Annotated in this window: 24 protein-coding genes; 23 read left to right on the top strand and 1 reads right to left on the bottom strand. The window is 49.9% G+C overall.

Going from position 1 to position 23608, the window contains the following annotated elements:
• Positions 1–4: 4 nt before the first annotated feature.
• A complete protein-coding gene (locus EKM70_RS06295) occupies positions 5–271 on the bottom strand; it encodes a PepSY domain-containing protein (protein WP_225416393.1) in 267 nt (88 codons plus the stop codon).
• Between the two features lie 234 nt (positions 272–505).
• Here EKM70_RS06295 and EKM70_RS06290 point away from each other — a divergent pair, with 234 nt between their 5' ends.
• The 23 genes from EKM70_RS06290 (at position 506) to EKM70_RS06180 (ending at position 23605) form a co-directional block, all read left to right on the top strand.
• Positions 506–838: a thioredoxin family protein gene (locus tag EKM70_RS06290; protein ID WP_125546265.1), complete on the top strand. Its 333-nt coding sequence runs from the start codon at positions 506–508 to the stop codon at positions 836–838.
• 21 nt (positions 839–859) lie between these two features.
• Complete coding sequence (gene ytpR, locus EKM70_RS06285) at positions 860–1498, top strand: YtpR family tRNA-binding protein (RefSeq protein ID WP_125546263.1); 639 nt, start codon at positions 860–862, stop codon at positions 1496–1498.
• A gap of 285 nt (positions 1499–1783) precedes the next feature.
• Entirely contained in the window at positions 1784–4426 is a 2643-nt protein-coding gene (locus tag EKM70_RS06280) for a DNA translocase FtsK (RefSeq protein WP_125546261.1), read from the top strand.
• 139 nt (positions 4427–4565) lie between these two features.
• The gene (gene murC, locus EKM70_RS06275; RefSeq protein ID WP_125546259.1) at positions 4566–5897 is read left to right on the top strand and encodes a UDP-N-acetylmuramate--L-alanine ligase; all 1332 of its coding nucleotides are present in this window, start codon (positions 4566–4568) and stop codon (positions 5895–5897) included.
• A 246-nt stretch (positions 5898–6143) separates the two neighbouring features.
• Positions 6144–6869: a nicotinamide riboside transporter PnuC gene (gene pnuC, locus EKM70_RS06270; RefSeq protein WP_125546257.1), complete on the top strand. Its 726-nt coding sequence runs from the start codon at positions 6144–6146 to the stop codon at positions 6867–6869.
• A gap of 142 nt (positions 6870–7011) precedes the next feature.
• The gene (locus EKM70_RS06265) at positions 7012–7716 is read left to right on the top strand and encodes a Bax inhibitor-1/YccA family protein (protein ID WP_125546255.1); all 705 of its coding nucleotides are present in this window, start codon (positions 7012–7014) and stop codon (positions 7714–7716) included.
• Between the two features lie 139 nt (positions 7717–7855).
• The gene (gene polA, locus EKM70_RS06260; RefSeq protein WP_164506341.1) at positions 7856–10513 is read left to right on the top strand and encodes a DNA polymerase I; all 2658 of its coding nucleotides are present in this window, start codon (positions 7856–7858) and stop codon (positions 10511–10513) included.
• A gap of 17 nt (positions 10514–10530) precedes the next feature.
• Positions 10531–11391, top strand: a complete 861-nt coding sequence (gene mutM / locus EKM70_RS06255) for a bifunctional DNA-formamidopyrimidine glycosylase/DNA-(apurinic or apyrimidinic site) lyase (protein WP_125546251.1) — start codon at positions 10531–10533, stop codon at positions 11389–11391.
• Complete coding sequence (coaE, locus tag EKM70_RS06250; RefSeq protein ID WP_125546249.1) at positions 11384–12004, top strand: dephospho-CoA kinase; 621 nt, start codon at positions 11384–11386, stop codon at positions 12002–12004. Before mutM ends, coaE begins: the two co-directional genes overlap by 8 nt.
• A gap of 11 nt (positions 12005–12015) precedes the next feature.
• Positions 12016–12501, top strand: coding sequence for a transcriptional regulator NrdR (gene nrdR / locus EKM70_RS06245; RefSeq protein ID WP_125546247.1), 486 nt, complete (start codon positions 12016–12018; stop codon positions 12499–12501).
• An 18-nt stretch (positions 12502–12519) separates the two neighbouring features.
• On the top strand, positions 12520–13893 hold the full coding sequence (locus EKM70_RS06240) for a replication initiation and membrane attachment family protein (protein WP_125546245.1): 1374 nt from the start codon (positions 12520–12522) through the stop codon (positions 13891–13893).
• 3 nt (positions 13894–13896) lie between these two features.
• The gene (gene dnaI / locus EKM70_RS06235) at positions 13897–14823 is read left to right on the top strand and encodes a primosomal protein DnaI (protein WP_125546243.1); all 927 of its coding nucleotides are present in this window, start codon (positions 13897–13899) and stop codon (positions 14821–14823) included.
• A gap of 702 nt (positions 14824–15525) precedes the next feature.
• Positions 15526–17469 (top strand): threonine--tRNA ligase, encoded by a 1944-nt coding sequence (gene thrS, locus EKM70_RS06230; protein ID WP_125546241.1) that lies wholly within the window; start codon positions 15526–15528, stop codon positions 17467–17469.
• A 324-nt stretch (positions 17470–17793) separates the two neighbouring features.
• A complete protein-coding gene (infC, locus tag EKM70_RS06225) occupies positions 17794–18318 on the top strand; it encodes a translation initiation factor IF-3 (RefSeq protein WP_225416392.1) in 525 nt (174 codons plus the stop codon).
• A 50-nt stretch (positions 18319–18368) separates the two neighbouring features.
• Complete coding sequence (rpmI, locus tag EKM70_RS06220) at positions 18369–18563, top strand: 50S ribosomal protein L35 (protein ID WP_057877977.1); 195 nt, start codon at positions 18369–18371, stop codon at positions 18561–18563.
• A 70-nt stretch (positions 18564–18633) separates the two neighbouring features.
• Positions 18634–18993, top strand: a complete 360-nt coding sequence (rplT, locus tag EKM70_RS06215) for a 50S ribosomal protein L20 (protein ID WP_057877976.1) — start codon at positions 18634–18636, stop codon at positions 18991–18993.
• Between the two features lie 233 nt (positions 18994–19226).
• Entirely contained in the window at positions 19227–19769 is a 543-nt protein-coding gene (locus tag EKM70_RS06210) for a YqeG family HAD IIIA-type phosphatase (RefSeq protein ID WP_125546239.1), read from the top strand.
• Positions 19750–20892, top strand: a complete 1143-nt coding sequence (gene yqeH / locus EKM70_RS06205; RefSeq protein WP_125546237.1) for a ribosome biogenesis GTPase YqeH — start codon at positions 19750–19752, stop codon at positions 20890–20892. The genes EKM70_RS06210 and yqeH overlap by 20 nt, the downstream gene beginning before the upstream one ends.
• Before the next feature lie 4 nt (positions 20893–20896).
• The gene (gene yhbY, locus EKM70_RS06200; RefSeq protein WP_125546235.1) at positions 20897–21220 is read left to right on the top strand and encodes a ribosome assembly RNA-binding protein YhbY; all 324 of its coding nucleotides are present in this window, start codon (positions 20897–20899) and stop codon (positions 21218–21220) included.
• 14 nt (positions 21221–21234) lie between these two features.
• Complete coding sequence (locus tag EKM70_RS06195) at positions 21235–21867, top strand: nicotinate-nucleotide adenylyltransferase (protein WP_125546233.1); 633 nt, start codon at positions 21235–21237, stop codon at positions 21865–21867.
• Positions 21860–22477 carry a bis(5'-nucleosyl)-tetraphosphatase (symmetrical) YqeK gene (gene yqeK / locus EKM70_RS06190; protein WP_125546232.1) on the top strand — a complete coding sequence of 206 codons (618 nt, stop codon included), beginning with the start codon at positions 21860–21862 and terminating at the stop codon, positions 22475–22477. The genes EKM70_RS06195 and yqeK overlap by 8 nt, the downstream gene beginning before the upstream one ends.
• Before the next feature lie 25 nt (positions 22478–22502).
• Positions 22503–22865, top strand: coding sequence for a ribosome silencing factor (rsfS, locus tag EKM70_RS06185; protein WP_125546230.1), 363 nt, complete (start codon positions 22503–22505; stop codon positions 22863–22865).
• A complete protein-coding gene (locus EKM70_RS06180) occupies positions 22862–23605 on the top strand; it encodes a class I SAM-dependent DNA methyltransferase (RefSeq protein WP_125546228.1) in 744 nt (247 codons plus the stop codon). The genes rsfS and EKM70_RS06180 overlap by 4 nt, the downstream gene beginning before the upstream one ends.
• The last annotated feature ends 3 nt before the right edge of the window (positions 23606–23608 follow it).

The following is a 23608-nucleotide window of genomic DNA, read 5'->3' as shown; positions in this document are numbered from 1 at the left end:
TTGATTATAAGCGGTGAATGTCGAGGACGCTTCCCGTCTTGGCATCGGCAATAAACTGATACTGAACGAGTTGGTCATCCTCGTAGCGGGTAATTCCGCCATAATAAACTTGGGTTTTCACAGCAAATTTTTGGAACGGGACGGCGTGCTTTTCAATCCAACTTCCTTCGATTGGTGATTCGTGACGGAACTGCGCCTTGACCTGTTCTAGAATCATATCGGGATTCAAGCGAAAGCCGCCACCAAAGACGCGTGTGATGAAGATGCCCATTAACCCGCCGATGACCCCGGTGAGACTGAGTTGATACAATTGTCCATTCTTAGCAGTCATCTTACCGCCTCCTTAGCAGTTATTGCTGAGCAATATCATCTGTTTATCTGCCCCTAGTATAGCAATCTTCGCAGGGAAGTTCCCGTAAAAAGGCAAAAATAGTGAAAAATGTTGTGGGCGTGCTATAATGGTGCTTGTGAAAATTTTTAAACTTAAATAAAGGGGTGCTTATTCATGGAACAATTACCTAAAATGTCAGCTGCAGAACTGAAAGACGTCGTTAAAGACGGCAAGACGATGCTATTCTTCTCCGCTACTTGGTGCCCAGATTGTGCTTTCATCAAACCAGCGATGCCTGCCATTGAAGCTGAATATCCCGATTTTAAGTTTATCGCGGTCGACAGAGATGAGAACATCGATTTGGCTGCTGAACTGAATGTCTTTGGTATTCCGAGCTTCATCGCTTATGCCAATGGAGAGGAAATCGGTCGCTTGGTTAACAAGGATCGGAAGACACAGACTGAAGTAGAAAACTTTATTAATTCGTTAGCGACCAACGCTGACTAAACCGTTGGAAAGGATCCCGACATGTTAATTGCTAGTTACAATCCCCGCGAGTTAGGGGATACTTTAATTGTTATTGTTGCTCAGGATACACCGCAACAGGCCCACACCGTGCGTGATGGTGTTGCCAGAATCTATGATCCAGAAACTGAACAAACTCTGGGCTATAACTTCTTGGCCGTCTCCAAGATCTTACCTGATATTTCAGGTAACGGTCAGATTCACCTGACCGAGAATGATGTGGCCGCGTTAAACAACGCCCTGGAGTCTGCCGGTTTTGCCGGGGAACTAGTGGCTGATACCGACCCTAAGTTCGTAGTTGGCTACGTCAAGACGGCGACCCCGCACCCCGATTCCGATCACTTGTTAGTGACCGAAACGGTAGTAGACGATGATCAAACGTTAAAAATTGTGAGTGGATCGCCTAACATGCAGGCGGATATTAAGGTTGTCGTCGCCAAAGTTGGTGCGATGATGCCTAATGGATTAATTATTTGGCCCGGCGCTTTACGCGGTGTCGAGAGTAATGGCATGATCTGTTCTGGCCGCGAGTTGAAGCTGGCCAATGCGCCGCAACGCCCGGGTGCCTTGATTTTACCGGACGATTATGTGGTCGGTGAGCCGTTTGATTTTGAACGGGGACAATCGATCTTTAAAGCTTAAGAAACTTTACGAAAGCGAGTCAGCCCTTGTCGGTGGCCCGCTTTTTTGTGTACAATAGGGGAGATTGGCTTTTAGGCAAAGTGACACTGCAAGTTAGGGTGTCTAATCAGCGATGGCTACGCGCCGTTGTTGGCCGAAAAGTCACGATTTGTAATGACTAGGAATCTTCGGTTTAACCAATCGAAGTTTAAAGCGGGAATGAGTACGGTAGCCGGCGATTCGACGGCGTCTCCTCCCATGACAAAGAATTTCGGCAAGTGGCAGGCTTGTCAAGGAGGAAGAAACATGGAGCACTATGATGGACCAGCGTTTTTTCGCAAATTTGCGGTAAAACCCTCCCCAGAAGAATTAGCAGATACAACGGACGATCGGGCGCAGCGACTAGTGAAGCAACGGCAGGAACGCAATGAACGCCTGAAGTTGCGCCAGCAGCAGGAACAAGAACGTGTAGAGCGTCAACGTGAGGCTAGAAGCCAACGAGAAACCACGCGACGGCCCCAACCTGAAGTGTCACCGGAGCCGCAAGCAAAGTCGGTGACGGACGACCCGGTAGTGGGGAGTGCTAACCAGAGCTATCGGCCGTTTCAGGTCACTCAAGTTCCCAAACAGCTTCATTGGTCACGGCCCACACGACGGTCGCGGCAACGGTATCAACAATTAATTGCAGGACTCAAAAAGGACGACAGCAGCTTTTTCTTGTTTGGAGAAGCGCGTGATTTGTCAGATACAATGTCGACGTCTGAGGTCATGACAAGTGGCAGTGTGGCCCCAGCGGAATCAGAAGTGAGTGCTTCAGAAGCGTCATCTACGGTCACACCGAGTCAGCCGGAAGCCCAGAAAGTCGCTGAAACAGCTAGTGATGCGGCGCCAGTTTTGGTTTCAAAACATGAAGCTCAAGTTGAGGTCTTCTATCCAACCGAGGCAGCAACGGCACAGGACGCTACCACGACTGCGACCGATGAGGTGTCTGAGGACAAGGGCACAGAGTATTTGCCGGTAGGCACGGTCAAGGCGTCTCATGTTGAAATGGCCGCCCGGACTGAAGTTTCCCATCCCGATACTGAAGACGATCAGGAACCAGCAACGCCTGAGACAAACAACAATCAGGATAGCGAAAAGTCTCAGCCAGTCGATGAAAAGCCAATGGTTACTGAAACTGATGAGTCAGCAGCTAGTGACGCACCGGTAGCCGCAAGTTCGGCTGCCGAGGTGTCTGCGACGCCGGCGGTTGAAGATTCGACGACCGAGACATCGTCTTCGTCGACTGCGGAACAACCTGCCGAAGTTGCTCAGCTCTTAGATCGGGCTCAAGCCCCTGTAACACCAGCTGAGACAGCCACTACCAAGGCCAAGCCGGCTCGTGGATTGGGCCATTCCCTGGGGGACATCATGCAGGAGGAGGGGAACGACCAGCGCAATCTGGCGCTCTTTGACCGACCAGTCACAACTGATGTGACCAATGAGTCCGGGACACCTGCGCGGGGGTATCACTTCCCGGACATGTCACTCTTACCACAACCTGTCATTCCAGACGAGGAAGCACTAGATGAGTGGATTGAACATCAGGCTGAGGTGTTAGACGCGACGTTGAGTGCTTTTCATGTCGATGCTCACGTCACAGATTGGACAGTTGGACCAACTGTTACCCAGTTCCAGATTAGCTTGGCACTGGGCGTTAAGGTCAATAAGATTACGAATCTAAACGATGATCTTAAGCTGGCCCTGGCCGCTAAAGATATTCGAATCGAAGCCCCAATTCCTGGGAAGACGACGGTCGGTATCGAAATTCCGAACTTGAAGTCGCGGCCAGTCATGTTGTCTGAAGTCTTGAATTCGCCAGCCTTTAAGAACAGTGAGTCCCCGTTGACGGTTGCTCTGGGGGTTGACCTCTTTGGGAAACCACAGGTGACCGATCTGCGAAAGATGCCACATGGTTTGATTGCCGGCGCGACTGGTTCAGGGAAGAGTGTGTTCATTAATTCCTTGCTGTTGTCCATTTTGTATAAGGCAAATCCACAACAGGTTAAGCTGTTGCTGATTGATCCTAAGGCCGTGGAAATGGCACCTTATGATGGGTTGCCACATCTGTTGGCACCCGTGATCTCCGATCCTAAGGCTGCGGCCGCCGCTTTGAAATGGGTGGTCACTGAGATGGATCAGCGTTACGAGAAGCTGACAGCGGCTGGCGTCCGTAACATTGAGCAGTTCAACGATCGCGCCGATGCAAATGATGAACCCGGTCTCAAGATGCCATATATTGTGATTATTATCGATGAGTTAGCCGATCTGATGATGATGGCGGCTAGCGAGGTTCAGGACTACATTGTGCGAATCACACAGAAGGCCAGAGCGGCTGGTATCCACCTATTGGTTGCCACGCAGCGGCCAAGTGTGGATATTGTGACGGGGACGATCAAGAATAACATTCCAACCCGGATTGCCTTTATGGTCTCCAGTCAGATCGACTCACGGACCATTTTGGATACCGCCGGGGCTGAAAATCTGTTGGGACGCGGGGATATGCTGTACCTCGGCAACGGGGCCAGTCAACCGATGCGTCTGCAAGGGGCCTTCGTGGAATCCGAAGTGGATGCCGTCGCCGACTTTGTCCGAACCCAGGGTAAACCACATTATGCGTTCGAGCCGCAGGGCCTCCTAAAACGGGAAACCGCCGAGGAAAACCAGGATGACTTGCTACCGAAGGTGTTAGAATATGTGGCTGCCGAACAAACGGTTTCCACGTCCAAGCTCCAACGCGTCTTCTCAATTGGCTACAATCGTGCGGCCAACCTGATCGATGATTTGGAACGACACCACTATGTCTCACCACAACACGGGTCTAAGCCACGTGAAGTTTATTTAAAACCAGAAGACCTGGGGAAAGATTTACCGGAACCCCATGACCAGAATGCACCATTTTCATCATAGAGTGAATACTCCTCACTAACCATTGACCGCCCGGTTCTTTTATGGGGTGGGGGGATATGCTAAAATGGAATTAGAGTCACTCGAACGGCAGGGAATAGTCCGGTGGCCCAACCGCAGAGAGTAGAAAAGAGGATCATTAATGGATAACGCAACGGTGTATTACTTTGTAGGCATTAAAGGATCAGGGATGAGTGCCCTCGCCTTGATTTTACATGATAAGGGCTTTAACGTTCAGGGGTCAGATATCACGCAGTACACGTTCACGCAACGTGGCTTAGAGAAGGCGGGCATCAAGGTTCTGCCTTTTGACGAAGCAAACATTCACGAAGGATTGACGGTTATTGCCGGCAATTCATTCACCGATGATCATCCAGAAATTAAAAAGGCTCGTGAAATGGGTCTGCCGGTCTACCGGTACCACGAATTTCTCGGCCACCTTATCGAAGGTTACACTAGTATTGGGGTTGCCGGCGCGCATGGGAAGACCAGTACGACGGGACTCTTGTCTCACGTGTTGAGTGGTATCGCCCCAACGTCTTACCTCATTGGGGATGGTTCCGGGAAGGGAACGCCAAACGCACGGTTCTTCGTTTACGAAGCCGATGAATACCGGCGTCACTTCCTGGCCACTAAGCCAGACTATGCCATCATGACCAATATCGACTTTGATCACCCCGACTATTACACGGGGATTGACGATGTTTACAGTGCCTTTGAAACCTGGGCTAACCAAGTTAAGAAGGGGATCTTTGCCTGGGGTGACGATCCAGAGTTACGGAAGTTGAAGACCGACGTTCCGGTCTACTACTACGGGACCAGCGAACGTGATGACTTCAGAGCCGTTAACGTTAAGCGTTCAACGACCGGTTCAACCTTCGACGTGGTTCACGGCGATGAAAACTTAGGGAACTTTGAAATTCATCTGTACGGTGAACATAACGTGCTGAACAGTTTGGCTGTCATTGCGGTCGCCTACTTTGAAAAGGTCGACATGGCCGAAATCAAGCGTGAATTGGCTGATTTTAAGGGTGTTAAACGCCGGTTTGCTGAACGCAAGGTTGCCGACATGACCATCATCGATGACTATGCGCACCATCCATCTGAAATCAAGGCAACTCTGGATGCAGCTCGCCAGAAGTATCCGGATAAGGAAATTATTGCGGTCTTCCAGCCCCACACTTTCAGCCGGGTTATTGCGTTGATGGATGACTTTGCCAAGAGCCTTAATTTGGCGGACAAGGTCTTCCTGACGAATATCTTCAGTTCTGCTCGTGAAAGTAACGGCGCGGTCTCCAGTAAGGACCTTGCGGCAAAGATTGCCAAGGGCGGGGAAATCTTGACGGTGGACAATATGTCGCCATTGTTAGACTTCCACGACGCTGTGGTTGTTTTCATGGGTGCTGGTGACGTTCAAAAGTACGAACGTGCTTATGAAGAATTATTAAGTCATTTATCTCTGAAGAACAACTAAATTTATATCAAACGTACCCGCTAACTGTTTTGGTTGGCGGGTATTTTAGTCGCAAATTCCGAAAACAACCCCTGCTGACAATTTCCCTATAAATTTCCTTATGGGGTCGGCACCCCAATCTGCCGCGGGTCAGGTCGTTTTGATCGTGATCGATAGAACCGTTGGTGGATAGTAATTGCATGTCAGCTATGGTATTAATGGTTGATAAATCGGTGTGGGGACACCGCTATAAAGGGGTTTATATTTATGACAACAGCGAAACATGGTTGGTGGTATGACCAGCTTTTTACGAATTGGAAAAAATTTGAAGTGGGGTACGTGAGTGTGCTCTTACTGCTCCAATTAGCCGTCTATCTGGTTGTGCCCGATAGTATTATTGGCATGATTTCCGGTGTCGGGGGTGTGCTTTGCCTGGTTTACGGGATGAAGGGTCGAAAAATTTCATTTATCTTTGGCCTGATGCAATGCTTAGCGATGACCTATGTTGCTTGGATTAGTCACGCCTACGGATCTTTTGCGATGGATATTATTTATGTCATCTCCCAACCGATTGGCTGGTTCATGTGGGGCCACGATGAGGCGACGCGGGGCTTCAGTCCACAGGTGCGGCGCGGAATTTTCCTGGGAGCCTTCGTGGCTTGGGGGATCGGCTGGGTGGTTCTGGCTGCTTTAAATGGGCAGTTACCTTACTTCGATTCGATTAACTTCGTGGTGAGTTTGATCGCCCAGGTTCTCTATATCTTGAAATTCAAAGAAAATTGGTCGCTGTGGATCGTGGTCAACGTTGCCAACGTGATCTACTGGAGCATCTTGACTGGTCAGCTACTGATGGGGGCGTCGAACGTGGGAAGCCTGGGAGCCAACTTGTCGCAGGTAGCCCTACAGGTGGCTTTACTCTTCAATGCGGTTTACGCTAACCGTGTCTGGGCTCGCGGCGAGGCCGACAACGAAGGAGGCGCAGGTCAGGTTTAAGGCCGAAATGATGGGGTTGTCCTGGCAACAGAATACTTGTAATTCATTATAGATTTGATAAAATGGTCCTTAATCAACCGGAGAAATTGACTATCATGGTGATAGCTAAGCCGGGAATTGACTTGAAAGAAGGAGCGTTTGAATGAACAATTATGAACAGCAGCCCCGTCAGACGATTAACACCGAGGTCGGTCTGAATGGTTTTATGACCAAGATGTTCGGTTGGATGGGTCTCGCCGTACTGGTTTCAGCGGCAACCGCGTTTGCCATGAACATGTACAGCGTATCCATTAGCAACCTGCATGGCGGGAGTCTCTTTATTCCGTTGATCGTTTGGATTATCCTGCCATTCGTGATTAGTGGTCAATCAATGAAACGGCCGACCGTGGCCTTCGTTGGACTCATGGTTTACGCCGTGGTGACTGGTGCCGTAATCTCGATGTATAGCATGATTTACTCGGGTGAAACGATGGCCGCTGCGTTTGTATCCAGTGCCGCTGTCTTTCTCTCGATGGCTGCTATTGGTGCTATGACCAAGCGTGACTTGACTAAAGTTGGGACACAGGCTTCTGCCGCGCTCATTGGGCTAATTGTCGCAATGATTGTGAATCTGTTCTTGAGAAGCCAATTAATCGCCTTCATCTTCTCATTCGTCGCTGTGATTATCTTTGCTGCTTTGACAGCTTGGGATACGCAACGGATGAAGAGAATGTACTTGCAGTACGGTGATCAGGTTTCTGTAAACGGGTTAGCCGTTAACGGGGCTTTGCAACTATACCTCGACTTTGTGAACTTGTTCTTACAATTCTTACAAATCTTTGGGATGTTTGGTGGCAGTCGCGACTAAATAACCCAATCACGAACGAAGTTTCAGGACTCTCCTGGAACTTCGTTTTTTATTATTTCGGATTTCTGGCCTTTTTTGGTAGAATGTAAGCAGAATACTCGAACGACCGGAGCTGGTTGCTCGAAAGGAGCGCATTATGGTGGAGAAACGACTTTTATTAATCGATGGTAACAGCGTTGCGTTTAAGGCGTTTTACGCGTTGTACACGGCGTTAGGTACATTTACCAACAGCGAGGGGCTCCACACGACCGCAATCTACGGGTTTAACACGATGTTAGAGACGATGCTGAAGACGGTGAAACCCACGCACGCTTTGGTGGCTTTTGACGCTGGTAAGACCACGTTTCGCACCAAAATGTATGATGACTACAAGGGTGGCCGGCCCAAGACCGCACCCGAACTCTCCGAACAGTTCCCTTACGTGAAGGAACTCCTAGAACATCGCGGAATTCAAACTTACGAATTACCAAATTTTGAAGCCGATGATATTATCGGGACCTTAGCCAAACAGGCCGGGGAACAAGGCTTCACGACGACCATTGTGACTGGAGATCGTGATTTGACGCAGTTGGCCGATGACCATACGACGGTGGCGATTTCTAAGAAGGGGGTCAGCGATGTTGAACATTACACGCCGGCCTACGTTCAGGAAACGATGGGGGTTACCCCAGCCCAGATTATTGATATCAAAGGACTTCAAGGCGATAATTCTGACAATTACCCCGGAGTAACCGGTGTCGGTCCCAAGCGAGCTGTCGATCTGATCAGCAAATATGGCAGTGTTGAAGGTGTCTACGACCATATCGACGAGATTACAGCTAAGAAACTCAAGGAACACTTGATTGCTGACCATGAGCAGGCGCTGATGTCCAAGACATTAGCCACGATTAAGCGTGATGCCCCCGTGACGAAGAAGGTTACCGATCTTGTCTATGAGGGTGACCATCATGATGAACTGGTTGATTTCTACCGGCGCATGAACTTTAAGAAATTCTTGGCACAAATGGGAGATGGTGGCGAACCGCTAACGGATACCGCGGAACTTAGGCCCGTCACCTTCACCACGTTAACGGTCGACAACTGTGATCAGTTGCCAGACTTTTCGGCTGGCTGTGACTTTTATTTGGAAATGGACGGCGATAATTACCATCTGGCTGATTTCGTTGGTTTCGTCATTGGGACCGACCAACACTGGTGGGTTAGCCGTGACGTCGAACTGTTGGCTCAGGCGCCACTTAAAGGCCTCTTAGAGTCTGCTGACGTTGCCAAACAGGTCTTTGACGCTAAGCGGACGTACGTGGGCTTAAATCGCTTAGGCGTGACCTTAGCAGGTGTAGACGGTGATCTCTTATTATGTTCTTACCTGTTAAATACCTATGATAATAGCAATGATTTGGGTCAAATCGCCCATGAACATGGGGATGAACAGGTTGCCTTAGACGAAGATGTCTATGGCAAGGGCGCCAAGCGGGCCATCCCAACCGATGACCAGGTCTTGTTTAGTCATTTGGCACGCAAGGCTCAGGCGATTGCCGACTTGCGGCCCAAGTTATTAACCGAATTAAAAGAAAACGATCAAGATCAGTTGTACCGGGATATTGAATTACCCATGAGTTTTGTCCTAGCACGCATGGAAGTCGCTGGTATTACGGTGGATGCCAGTGAACTCGAGGCTATGGGTAGCAAGTTTACCGAACAGTTGGCCGAGATTGAACAGACCATTTATAACGAGGCTGGTGAGGAATTCAATATTGGGTCCCCGAAGCAGCTCGGTCATATTCTCTTTGAGAAGATGAATTTGCCTGTCATTAAGAAGACCAAGACGGGATACTCGACCGCCGTGGGTGTGTTGGAAAAATTAGCACCGGACGCCCCAATTGCGGAAAATATCTTGCGTTACCGAAAGATTGCCAAGATTCAGTCGACCTACGTTGAGGGCCTTTTGAAGGTCATTCATCCTAAGGATCAGAAGGTGCATACGCGTTACCTACAGACGCTGACCCAGACTGGTCGGTTGTCCTCGGTTGACCCGAACTTGCAAAATATTCCAGTGAGAACCGAAGAGGGACGGGCCATTCGTAAGGCCTTCGTGCCACGCCATGAAGGCTGGCAGATCTTCTCGTCTGACTATTCACAGATTGAATTGCGGGTGCTGGCTCACATGAGTCATGACGCCAATATGCAGGAGGCCTTCCGGGAAGGCGAGGATATTCATGCGGCAACCGCTCGGCGGATCTTTAGGATGGGACCAGACGAAGAGGTTACGCCCAACATTCGGCGCCAAGCCAAGGCCGTTAACTTCGGGATTGTGTACGGCATCAGTGACTTCGGTTTATCCCAGAATATCGGCATCTCTCGTAAGCAGGCTAAGGCCTTTATTGACACCTACTTCCAGGAGTATCCCGGAGTTAAGGATTACATGGACCGCATGGTGCAACAGGCACATGAGCTGGGTTACGTCGAAACCATTGCCCATCGGCGGCGTTATTTGCCAGACATTAACTCCCGTAACTTCAATCAACGGTCGTTTGCCGAACGGACGGCGATGAACACGCCTATTCAGGGTAGTGCCGCTGACATCATTAAGATTGCCATGATTCGGATGGAAGATGCTATCAAGGATCTCCAGGCGACGATGTTGCTTCAAGTTCATGATGAGTTGATCTTCGAGGCGCCTGCCGAGGAGATCGAAACGTTGTCGAAATTAGTGCCAAGCGTGATGGATTCAGCCATTAAGCTGGAGATTCCGTTGAAGGTTGAGAGCCACTACGGCCCAACCTGGTACGATGCGAAATAGGTCAAAGGAGTGAGCGCATGCCTGAATTACCAGAAGTTGAAACAGTTCGACGGGGTCTAACTCGGTTGGTAGAAGGGGCCACTATCGATCACGTTGAGGTGTTCTACGCCAAAATGGTGCGACCGGATGCTGAAGAGTTTACGGCAGACCTGATCGGCCGTCGAATTGAACGGATCGATCGACGGGGAAAGTATCTCCTCTTTCGTTTCAGTGGTGGGTTGACTTTGGTCTCTCACCTGCGAATGGAGGGCAAGTATGATGTCCAGCCGGAGGGGAGTCCACTGGCCAAACACACCCATGTGGTCTTTCATCTGACGGATCAGCGAGAGCTACGGTACAACGATACGCGGAAGTTTGGCCGGATGCGGTTGGTCCCAACCGGGACAGAGGACCAGGAGATCCCATCATTAGGCAAATTGGGACCAGAACCAACGGAAGAAAGCCTGACATTAGCGTATATGCAGACGATATTTGGCAAGTCCCATAAGGTGGTCAAACCCTTCTTACTGGACCAGTCACGTATTGCGGGTCTAGGGAATATCTATGTCGATGAGGTGCTTTGGCTATCAAAGATCAATCCACTAACACCGGCGGATGATTTGACCGTCGATCAACTTAAGACATTGCGGCAAAACATTATTGATGAAATTGCCCGAGCCATTCAAGGTCACGGGACCACGGTGCACAGTTTCTCCAATGCTTTTGGCGAAACGGGGAACTTCCAGAACAATCTCGACGTATATGGTCATGAGGGGGAACCTTGTGAACGCTGCGGCACCGAGATTGTGAAAATTAAGGTGGCTCAGCGTGGGACACACTACTGTCCGCACTGCCAGCCAGTGCCAGCGGGTGCACTGGAGGACTTGAATCATGACTGAGGTTTGGGGACTCACCGGGGGGATTGCGACCGGTAAGTCAACGGTCAGTCACTGGCTACACCAAGCTGGTTTGACCGTGATCGATGCCGATCTGATTGCCCGTCAGGTGGTTGCACCGGGAACCGCAGGGTTGACCCAGATCGTGGCCACGTTCGGTGAAAGCTATCGTCAATCAGATGGGGCCTTGAATCGAAAAAAGTTGGGTAATCTGGTATTTCACGACACCGCGCAACTCAGTCGCCTTGAAGCCATTACCCAGCCACTGATTCAAACGGAAATCATGCGCCAATTGGCGCGCGCCAAAGCCCGTCATGCTCCGGTGGTGGTCATCGATGCCCCGACATTTTTTGAAGTGGGTTACCTGATTGACTTGGTTGATCACGTCTTGGTCGTGGCCACTGACGCCACGACTCAGCAACAACGTCTTCAGAGACGAGATGGGTTGACCGCTGAGGGTGCGTTGGCCCGAATGGCGCAACAATGGCCGATCACGCGCAAGGTAGCGGTGGCCGACGTGGTCATCGATAACGGGGGAACGATTGCTCAAACGCGGCAACAAGTGGTAAAATGGCTTGACACGAATAAATTTGGACGAAGTAATCAAATAAAATGAGGTGACCAGGTATGCAGTGTCCGCACTGTCATCATAATGGGTCGCGGGTCGTGGATAGCCGGCCAACCGACGACGGCCGCGTCATTCGCCGGCGTCGTGAATGTGAGAGCTGTGGCTTCCGCTTCACGACGTTTGAACGCGTTGAAGTGACCCCGCTTTTAGTAATTAAGAAAAACGGGACCCGCGAGGAATTTAACAGAGAAAAGATCTTAAGAGGGATTATCCGGTCCGCGGAAAAGCGGCCGGTGGGGATGGACGTCATGACCAAGGTCGTGGACGAAGTCGAAAATAAAATTCGCGCACTGGGGGTTAATGAAATCTCCAGTCAATTGATTGGGGAATATGTCATGAATCGTTTGGTTGACGTGGACGAGATTGCCTACATCCGCTTTGCCAGTGTTTATCGGCAATTCAAGGATACCGGCGTGTTCTTCAATGAATTGAAGGATATGATGGATAAGGACAAACAAAAGGCCCAGAAGCGGTCGAAACAATAAAGTGAGGCGAAATTGGGAATGGAAGACTCTTGGCATCAGTTACAACCCAAGACCACTTTTTTGGTCCGCGTGGTCGATCGGGTTGCCGATCAAAGTTGGCAATCGTTAACGCAACTGTATCAACCGATCATCGGACCGAGTGCCACGGGGCTCTTCTCGGCCCTTTTTTGGCTCCCTAAGCGGGGAACTTATCAACGACATGCGACGTTATTAGCAGAGTTGGGGATGGATCTCGCGCACCTTTATGAGGCTCGGCTCCGGCTGGAAGCCACGGGCCTACTGACGACACGCGTCAAAAAGGAACAGGGCTTGCAGAGCTTTATTTATGAGCTGCATGCTCCTCTGGTGCCGACAGCCTTCTTTAACGATGACCTCCTGAGTGTCCAGTTATTGGGGATGCTGGGAGATTCGTTGTATCAGTCACTGGTGACGGCCAATACGATTTCCGTTGACCCAGACCCGGATGAAGAAAATATCAGTAAAAACTTCTTAGACGTCTTTCACGTCAATAGCCAACAGATCATGAACGTTCCAGAAGCTGTCTCCCATGCACGCCAGGCATTGACTCCGGCCAGTGAGGCTTCAGACACGGCCACGGAACCAGCAGACTTTGATTTTAAGTTATTAGGAGAGATTCTCAACCGGTCGTATGTGGATATTCAGGATCTCGGACGATACCGGTCCTTATTGATTACCGAAATTACAATGTATGGTCTGGATGAACCAACCCTGGCGCGATTTATTGGTGAGGCAACTGATCTCGCTTCAAATCAATTTAACCCACAACAATTTAAACGGTTGATTGCCGATCAATTTGGTCGGCAGGCGGCCCCACAGACGGTATCTATGGCTGCCCCGCAGGCGACGCCAACTTCCGGTGCCAGTCAGTCGACGGGAAACTTGAGCCAAGAAGCAGCCCTGATCAAGGTAGCAAGTGAGACGGCCCCGGCACTCTTTTTACGGGCTATCAAGCAGAAGAACGGTGGTTTTGTCACAGACGGCGAACAGCGGGTGGTTCGCGACCTCGTGAGTCGCCAGCTATTCCCAGAGTCGGTGCTAAATCTAATGATCTTTCACGTTCTCGTGGATGAGGATCGGCCGACTCTGAATAAAAATCTCTTGGATACGATTGCCAACGACTGGAGTAAGGCCAAGGTCAACACCCCTCAGTTGGCGATTCAAAAAATCCGCGAACGCCAGGCGGCCGCGACCAAGCCACGTCGCTCGCGGAAACAGCCGACAGTTAAGGAAACTTTGCCAGAGTGGGCGAAGAAGCCGAGTGAACAGGTCCAGACGTCGAGTCAAGCTAAACTGTCACCTGAGCAACAAGACCAATTAAAAGCCCGGATTGCGCGATTAGAACAGCGATCTAAAGAAGGGAAGGAGGACTAGCGCATGGAAGACCTAAGTAAGACGATGCAAAAGCTGATGAACCAACGTCATCTCAATGACAATTACCGTCAATTGATGGCGAAAGCAACGAACGATCCCGAGGTTAAAAAATTTCTACAAGATCATGAGGGAGAATTGGCAGAGGACGTGTTGACACGTTCGGCGGCTAAGCTCTATGAATTCGTGACGGAGCGCGCGAAAGTTGCTAATGGTGGTGAGACGTTTGCAGCTGGTTATGAACCGCAGTTGATCGTCTCCAACCACTTGATTGATGTGGCCTACGTGCCCACGGCGCAGACGCAGGAACGTCAAGCCCAGCAACAGCTTCGTCAACGGGTGAAGTCGATTGCAATGCCTAAGAGCATTCGGGAAGCCACACTGGCCAATTTTGATCAGGATGACGATCGGGCGGAGGCATTAATGGCAGCCCTAGACTTCATCGACGCTTACGAAGCCAACCCTAAACGTCGTCACCAGGCACTTTATCTGGCCGGAAGCTTCGGCGTCGGTAAGACCTACTTGTTAGCTGCCGTTGCCCATCAACTGGCAACGGATGGCTTCGCTACGACGTTGGTCCACTTCCCAAGCTTTGCCGTTGAAATGAAGAATGCCATTGCTCAGAATGGGGTGGCTGACAAATTGGAATCCCTGAAAAAGGCACCTGTTTTGATGATTGATGATATCGGAGCCGACGCCATGTCGGCGTGGGTACGTGATGATATTTTGGGTGTGATTTTGGAATACCGGATGCAAGAAGAATTACCAACTTTCTTCAGTTCCAACTTCTCCATGGCTCAATTGGAGAAGGAACATTTGCGGATCTCAACACGCGGAGATGACGAACCGCTGAAGGCCCAACGGCTGATGCAACGGATTCGTTTCTTAGCTCGTGAGATCACGATGGTTGGGGTTAACCGCCGGCCACAGTAAGACTGAATATAAATTGCAAACTAACTATCGCTGCGGATTTATCTGTCAGAGTTGGTTAGTTTTTATTTTGGAGGTCTTTAAACGTTTTAAAAACGCAGATTGCAGGAAAACTTTAGTGGTCGATTAAAAAAAAGCGAAAATGTGAGGCGGAGGGGTGGTGACAATGAGCTCAGCTGTGGGAATTCTCTTGCCGGCAGGGGGCCAGGCCGGTTAGAGAATTGGTGTCCTTGAGACGCAATTCTGAGCGGCTCAAGGACAAGGCTAAAGACCGTTCTGTGGCTTTGGCCGTCCGCCCTCGGCGTTCCAGCCCATTGCCACCGCCCCGGAGGCGACGGTTATTATCAAACTAATCGTTGATTCGAATTTTTTCGCAGCCATCCCTTGACAATATTTGGCCGCAAGTGTTTAATAGTCTTTGAAACCACAAGAGCTATGATGAAAGACATGGTGGTGGCGGAGTCGTTTACAGGAAGAGCCGGACTAGATTGGAAGCCGACTTAGCGCCCGCCAACATTACCGCTTTCTTAGCTGTCGAAAGGAAATTTTCGACCGGTCCGTTCCGTTAGCGACGATTAGAGTTCACGGGACCAGTCTCGTGAAAAATATCGGGTGGAACCACGTTAATGACGTCCCCAGTGCCTTCTTTGGCACTGGGGATTTTTTCGTAGTCAGGCCCAAAATCAGTAAGGGAGATTGTAAACTATGGCAGATATTTCATTGAAGTTTCCAGATGGCAACGTTAAAGAATTTCCAGCCGGCACCACGCCAGAAGACGTTGCAAAGTCGATTTCCATTAGCTTAGGGAAAAAGGCAGTTGCCGCTAAGTTGGATGGCGAATTGATCGACAATTTGACCCCAATCGCACACGATGGCAGTATCGAAATCGTGACGAAGGGTGACGAAGATGGCTTGACTGTTCTGCGGAACACGACTGCCGCCTTAGTTCGGATGGCCTTGAAGAAGGAATTCCCAGCCATTCGTTTGGGTGAAGTTAGTGCCGACGAAGATGGCTTCTACGTGGATACCGACAAGGATGACCAACAAGTCAGTGTTGATGAATTAGACGCCATTGCCGTAATCGTTGAAAAGCTGATTGCCGACAAGGCTACTATCGAACGCATCGCCGTTAGCAAGGATGACGCTTTGGCTAAGGCCAAGGACGATCCTTACACGACTGACTTGATCAAAGCCGTTGATGGCGACCAAGTTAACTTCTTGAAGATTGGCGACCACGAAATCTTAAGTGACGGGGCCCAATTAGCTAACACGGGTGACGTGAAGAAGTTCAAGTTACTCTCCGTTGCTGGTGCTTACTGGCAAGGCAAGTCCTCAAATCCAATGCTCCAACGGATCTACGGGACGGCCTTCTACAAGCAAGCTGACTTAGACGCTGATTTAGCTAAGCGCCAAGAAGCTCGCGAACGTGACCACCGGGTTATCGGGAACCAACTGGACTTGTTCTTCGTTGATCCTAAGGTTGGTGCCGGCTTGCCATACTGGATGCCAAATGGCGCTACCATCCGTCGTACGATCGAACGTTACATCATCGACAAGGAAGTTGCCAACGGTTACCAACACGTTTACACGCCAGTCTTAGCTAACCTGGATCTGTACAAGCAATCCGGTCACTGGGCACACTACCGTGAAGACATGTTCCCACCAATGGACATGGGTGATGGCGAACAACTTGAATTACGGCCAATGAACTGTCCTAGCCATATTCAAATCTACAACCACCACATCCGTTCTTACCGTGAATTGCCATTACGGATCGCCGAATTAGGGATGATGCACCGTTACGAAAAGTCCGGTGCCCTGAGTGGTTTGCAACGGGTTCGTGAAATGACCTTGAACGATGGTCACACGTTCGTTGCTCCAGAGCAAATCCAAGACGAATTCAAGAGCATCCTGGACTTGATGGTTAAAGTTTACAAAGACTTTGATATCAAGGACTACACGTTCCGGTTAAGCTACCGTGATCCTAAGAACACTGAAAAGTACTTTGATGACGATGAAATGTGGAACAACGCCCAGAAGATGTTGAAGGGTGCCATGGATGACCTTGGCTTGCCTTACGTTGAAGCCGAAGGGGAAGCAGCCTTCTACGGTCCTAAGTTGGACGTCCAAACCAAGACGGCCCTTGGGAACGAAGAAACGCTCTCAACTATCCAATTGGACTTCATGTTGCCAGAACGCTTCGACTTACACTATGTCGGTGCCGATGGTGAAGAACACCGTCCAGTTATGATTCACCGTGGCTTGGTTTCAACGATGGAACGGTTCACCGCTTACCTGACTGAAATCTACAAGGGTGCTTTCCCAACTTGGTTGGCACCTAAACAAGTTACCATCATTCCTGTTTCCGAAGAAAAGCATGGGGCTTACGCTGACAAGTTAGCTGCTGAATTAAAGGCTGCTGATGTTCGGGTTAACGTCGACAAGCGTGGTGAAAAGATGGGCTACCTGATTCGGGACGCCCAAACGCACAAGATTCCATACACGTTGGTCGTTGGTGAAGACGAAATGGCTAATGGCACTGTCTCTGTCCGGAAGTACGGGGAAGACGACAGTAACTCCATGAGTAGTGACGCCTTCGTCAAGGAAATTCTGAGTGACATTGCTTCATACAGTCGTGAAGAAAACTAGATTTAAATTTAATTCTGGTAGCCAACCAGAGAATAGAAGAAACGGGGGCGCTTAGACGGCCTCGTTTTGTGTCTAGCCCCGGTATCAGCGAACTTTAGCGAAAACTCGTTGACATCGAATCGGCTAGCTGGTATGATGGTTAAGTTGAGAAATTAAGCAGAGGCTTCCGCTTCTCGCCTAGCGACGCAAGTTACTGGGCTGGATATGCACGTTATTTCCATTTTACGATGGAACTTCATGCGGGAGCTGTTTGATTTTCATCAAAAGTTCCCGCATTTTTTGTGGGTTGATTTCTGCAAGTTCTCGAGATTATTTTGGAGGTGGATTACCATAGCAAACGACACGATTGTCAACGAGGGGATTCGAGCACGTGAAGTACGGCTGATCGCCGATGATGGCGAACAATTGGGCATTAAGTCCAAGAGTGAAGCTTTACAGATCGCTGAAGAGGCGAACCTCGATGTAGTTTTGGTTGCACCGAAAGCTAAGCCACCGGTAGCCCGCATTATGGACTATGGGAAGTACCGGTTCGAGTTGCAAAAGAAGCAACGCGAAGCGCGCAAAAAGCAAAAAGTGGTCAGTGTTAAGGAAGTTCGTCTGAGTCCTACCATTGATACTAATGACTTTAACACCAAGCTGAAGAACGCTAAGAAGTTCCTGGCTAAGGGTGAAAAGGTTCGGGTATCGATTCGGTTTAAGGGCCGGGCAATTACCCATAAAGACATTGGTCGCCAGGTGCTCAACCGGATGGCAGCGGAAACTTCTGAAGTTGCGACGGTTGAACAACGACCAAAGATGGATGGACGAAGCATGTTCCTCATGCTATCTCCCATCGCTGAACAAAAGTAAGAATTGATGGGGTAGCCTCGGCTACCAATTTAAGGAGGAAATTTCGTATTATGCCAAAGATGAAGACTAACCGTGCTGCAGCAAAGCGGTTCAAAGTAACTGCTAATGGCGGCCTTAAGAGTGGTAACGCCTACACGCAACACCGTTTCCATGGTAAGACCAAGAAACAACGCCGGAACCTTCGTGGAACCCGGATGATGGATGAAACGACTTTAAAGACTTACCACCAATTATTACAAAAGTAAGCTAGTCGTTAGATTTTCGGGTCGACGAAATGTCGACATAATGTTTGAATTGATTTAGGAGGAAAAGATTATGCCACGAGTTAAAGGCGGTACTGTTACACGCGCACGTCGTAGAAAAGTTTTGAAGTTAGCCAAGGGTTACCGGGGCTCAAAGCACCGTTTATTCAAGGTTGCTAAGGACCAAGTTCGGAAGGGTTACCAATACGCTTACCGTGATCGTAAGGCCACGAAGCGTGACTTCCGTAAGCTTTGGATCACTCGGATCAACGCAGCTGCTCGGATCAATGGTTTGAGCTACAGCAAGTTGATGCATGGTTTGAAGTTAGCTAACATTGATGTTAACCGTAAGATGTTAGCCGACTTAGCCGTTAATGATGCGGCTGCATTCAAGGCTTTAGCTGACCAAGCTAAAGAAGCATTGGCTGCTTAATTCAGTCGATGGAAAGGGACTTCGCTGTTAAGCGGGGTCTTTTTTATTAGTACGAGGCTGGGGCCAAGGAGGAGAAAGCGCCTTCTATTCCAGGGAGACGCGATCCGTACTTTACCGTGTGAAATTAGCCGTGGATCCTGGCGGTTCCGAGTGGTAAAATTGGCCGGAATTGCGTATAATTAAATGCTAGACAGCCGGTAACGGCAATTGGACGAAGGGGGGCAGTCACCCGCATGGTATCCAGATTCAAGCCAACGTGGATGGTTACAAACATATACGATTTGACGCCGGCTCAACTACGGGCTAATGGCATCAAAGCGGTGTTAACCGACCTAGATAATACGCTCATTGCTTGGAACAATCCCGATGGGACCCCCGAGTTACGTCATTGGTTGACGATGCTTGAGATGGCCGGGATTCAGGTGATTGTGGTCTCAAATAACAGTCGCGCTCGAGTTGACCGTGCAGTGGCGCCGTTCGACTTACCTTATGTACATCGGGCCTTGAAACCCCTCACTTGGGGAATTCGGCGGGCCTTGCGTCGCTGGCACCTCAACCGCCGTGAAGCGGTGATGGTCGGTGACCAAATTTTGACTGACGTCTGGGCTGCACATCGTAGCGGCGTCAGAAGTGTCTTAGTAAAACCTATTTTGAAGTCGGACGCATGGGTAACCAAGGGAAACCGGCTCTTAGAAAAAGTCATTTTGTGGCGGTTACACCACAATTATCCAGAATTAACCTGGCAGGAGGATCTTGATGAACGAAAAACACACTGAACCCGTTTTAATTGATGGCGAACCACTTCATTGTATTGGCTGTGGTGCGATTATTCAGACGACGGACAAGACGGCACCTGGCTATACGCCCCAGTCGGCTCTCGACAAGGGACTTGAAAAAGAAGAGGTCTATTGTCAACGATGCTTCCGGTTACGACACTACAATGAAATCGTACCGGTTGGTCTGACGGATGATGACTTCTTACAATTACTGACCCAGATTCAGGATGCCAACGCGCTGATCGTCTACGTCGTCGATATCTTTGATTTTAATGGGAGTGTGATTCCTGGTCTGCACCGGTTCGTCGGGGATAACCCCGTCTTATTAGTGGGGAACAAGGAAGATCTGATGCCCCGCTCGTTGAAGCGTAGTAAGCTGAAGGATTGGATTCGGCAACGCGCCAATGAACAGGGTATCCGTCCAATGGACGTGGCCCTGTTGAGTGCCAAGACCAACCAATCTGTTGACGAATTACTACAGCTCATCAACAAGTACCGTGGCGATCGCGACGTTTACGTCGTCGGGGTGACGAACGTTGGGAAGTCCACGCTGATTAATCAGATCATCCGGCAAAACACCGGAGTCAAGGATTTAATCACGACGTCTCGCTTCCCTGGAACCACGTTGGATAAGATTGAAATTCCGCTGGATGATGACCACGTCTTAGTCGACACCCCCGGGATCATTCAAAACCAACAGATGGCGCACTTCTTGGATGGTAAAGACCTCAAGATTGTGACACCACAGAAACCCGTTAAGCCTAAGGAATACCAGTTGAACGACCAACAAACACTGTTCTTTGGTGGGGTGGCACGCTTCGACTATACTAAGGGACCTAAGGCTGGTTTCACGGCTTACTTTGAAAATAATCTTTACATTCACCGCACCAAGTTGGAAAACGCTGATGACTTTTACAGCCGACAGGTGGGTCAACTGTTGACACCACCTCACGCAGAAAATGTGGACGATTTTCCAGCTTTGGTTGCGCATGAATTTAAAATCACTGAAAAAAGCGATCTGGTCTTTGAAGGACTGGGTTGGATTACCGTTCCCGCCGGTGTCAATGTGACCGGTTGGGCACCAGCAGGAGTCGGCGTCCTAGTACGTCGCGCAATGATTTAATTAAATGGAGGATGACAATTTGTTACGAGGGAAACAGAAACGCTATTTACGGGCCCACGCCCACAACATGCGACCACTCTTCTCAGTTGGGAAGAATGGTTTAACCGAAGCTTGGTTAGATCAACTAACCGGTGCTTTGGAAAACCGCGAATTAATTAAGATTAATCTCCAACAGAGTGCTGACGTCACGGTTGACGAAACCAAGGCCTTTATCGAAGACAACACGTCGATTCAAGTGGTCCAAACGATCGGTCGCGTCCTGGTTCTGTACCGGCCAGCAACGGATGAGGAAAACCAAAGAATTTCATCAATCGTTGAAAACATGTAGGAGGCCTGGCAGTCGTGGTTAAAATTGCAGAGCAAACGAGTACACAGGTTGCGACACAAATGGCGGCAACCGCCAAGAAGCGCCGGATTGGCATTCTTGGTGGAACCTTCAATCCGCCGCACCTGGGACATCTCGTCATCGCCGATCAAGTCGCAACCCAATTGGGGCTAGATAAGGTTTTGTTTATGCCCGATGCTGAGCCGCCACACGTTGACCGTAAAATAGCCATTCCAGCAGCCGATCGGGTTGCCATGGTTAAGGCAGCTATCAAGGATAATCCACGATTTTCCCTTGAGCTGACTGAGGTTGAGCGGGGTGGTAAGAGCTATTCGTATGACACGATGTTGCAATTAACCCGGGCTCACCCGGAGAATCAATACTACTTCATTATCGGGGGCGATATGGTGGCCTACCTGCCGAAGTGGTATCGCATCAATGATCTTTTGAAATTAGTTCAGTTTGTCGGCGTCTGTCGGCAGGGATTCACTCACGAGTCACCGTATCCGGTTCTCTGGGTGGATGTGCCCCAGATTGGGATTAGTTCGACCATGGTTCGTGATCAGGTACGGCGGGGGCAATCCATTCGTTACCTGGTACCAACAATGGTGGATCTCTATATAAAGGAGCATCTGTTATATCGTGACTGAGTTAGATTATCAGCAACATATTTTTCCTGGAACTCGCGCGGCGCTCGTCGCGGAACTAAAACAGGCGTTGCGGCCTAAACGGTTTCAGCACGTCTTGCGAGTTGAGCAGACGGCCATCTCGTTGGCTCAGGCAAATGGAGTGGATATGGAAAAGGCCAGCATTGCAGGCCTGATTCACGATTACGCCAAGCAACGACCCGACGAGGACTTTTTGGCGGCCATTACGGCCTACCATTTGCCGGCAGAACTTCGTCAATATGGGAATGCCATTTGGCACGGTGTCGTGGGAGCGGAACTCATCAAACGTGAGCTTCACATCTACGATGAGGATGTTTTGAACGCCGTACGTCACCATACAACTGGGGCCGTCTACATGACGCCACTGGAACAGATTGTGTACATGGCGGATTACATCGAACCGGCTCGTGATTTTCCTGGGGTCGATGTTGCCCGGAAGCTCACGGCCGAAAACTTGGGGGCAGGCGTTGCCTTTCAGGCGCAACACACCCTCCAATATTTGGTTGCCCACGATTTGGCCGTTTACCCGGCCTCACTGGATACGTACAATGCCTGGGTTCCCCAGTACGCAGAAGAATTAAAGCAAAACTAAAATGAGTTATGAGAGGAGTGCTTGCATGGATAGCAAGTCAGTACTAAAGATTGCAGTTAAGGCTGCGGACAATAAGCGCGCGGAGGATATGACCGCGTTGGATATGAGCAAGGTTAGCCTCATGGCCGATTACTTCTTAATCATGGAAGCCGGTTCAAGCCGTCAGGTCCAAGCAATTGCCGACGAGATTGTGGACCAAATGAACGCCAACAACGTGCCGATCAAGGACGTTGAAGGTAAGAATGAGGCCAGTTGGGTCCTGATTGACTTGGGCGATGTTATCGTTCACGTCTTCCAGCGAGACCAGCGGGGTCACTATAACTTAGAGAAGCTCTGGTCCGATGCTCCTGAAGTGGACTTAGGCCAGTGGGTAGAGGCTGAGGCATGATTTACCAAACCTTTGCCGAGCTTTACGACGAATTGTTTGATCCAGCCATGTACGATCAGTGGCTGGATTTTGTTGCCCAACGTGTTGATCCGAAGGACGGGGATTTATTAGACCTTGCCTGTGGGAGTGGCCGTCTGGGGGTTCTATTGGCCCAGAAGGGGTATCAAGTTAGTGGCTTGGACCTCTCCGAGGAAATGTTGGCTTTGGCCTCGAAACACGCGGCTGAAGCTGAAATCACGATGCCCTTGATGGCCGGTGACATGCTCGACCTGTCAATGATTGGTACCTATCAGACGGTAACGTGTTTTGCGGATTCATTCTGTTATTTACCGGATCTGGACGCCGTAACACAGGCCTTTCATCAGGTTGAACAGCACCTGGCAGTTGGTGGGAAATTTCTTTTTGACGTGATTACCCCGCATCAGACGGACGATGTTTATCCAGGGTACATGTATAACTACGTTGATGATGAGCGGGCCTTTATCTGGACTAGCTATGGTATCGAAGATGAACCTCATGCTGCCGAACATGATTTGACATTCTTTACACAAAACGAAGAAACTGGAGACTATCGTAAGGTGACGGAACTCCACCATGAGCGGACCTACGACCTGGCGGATTACCGTCAAGCCCTGGCGCAAGCTGGGCTCACTGTGAAACGGGTGAGTGCCGACTTTGGTCAGGCTGAGGTTGCGCCAGATACAACCCGCTGGTTCTTCGAGGTTACGCGGGAGGCCTAGCGA

The sequence above is a fragment of the Levilactobacillus lindianensis genome, from assembly GCF_003946095.1.
Lineage (GTDB): Bacteria > Bacillota > Bacilli > Lactobacillales > Lactobacillaceae > Levilactobacillus > Levilactobacillus lindianensis.
This window is presented reverse-complemented; position numbering and strand designations above follow the sequence as displayed.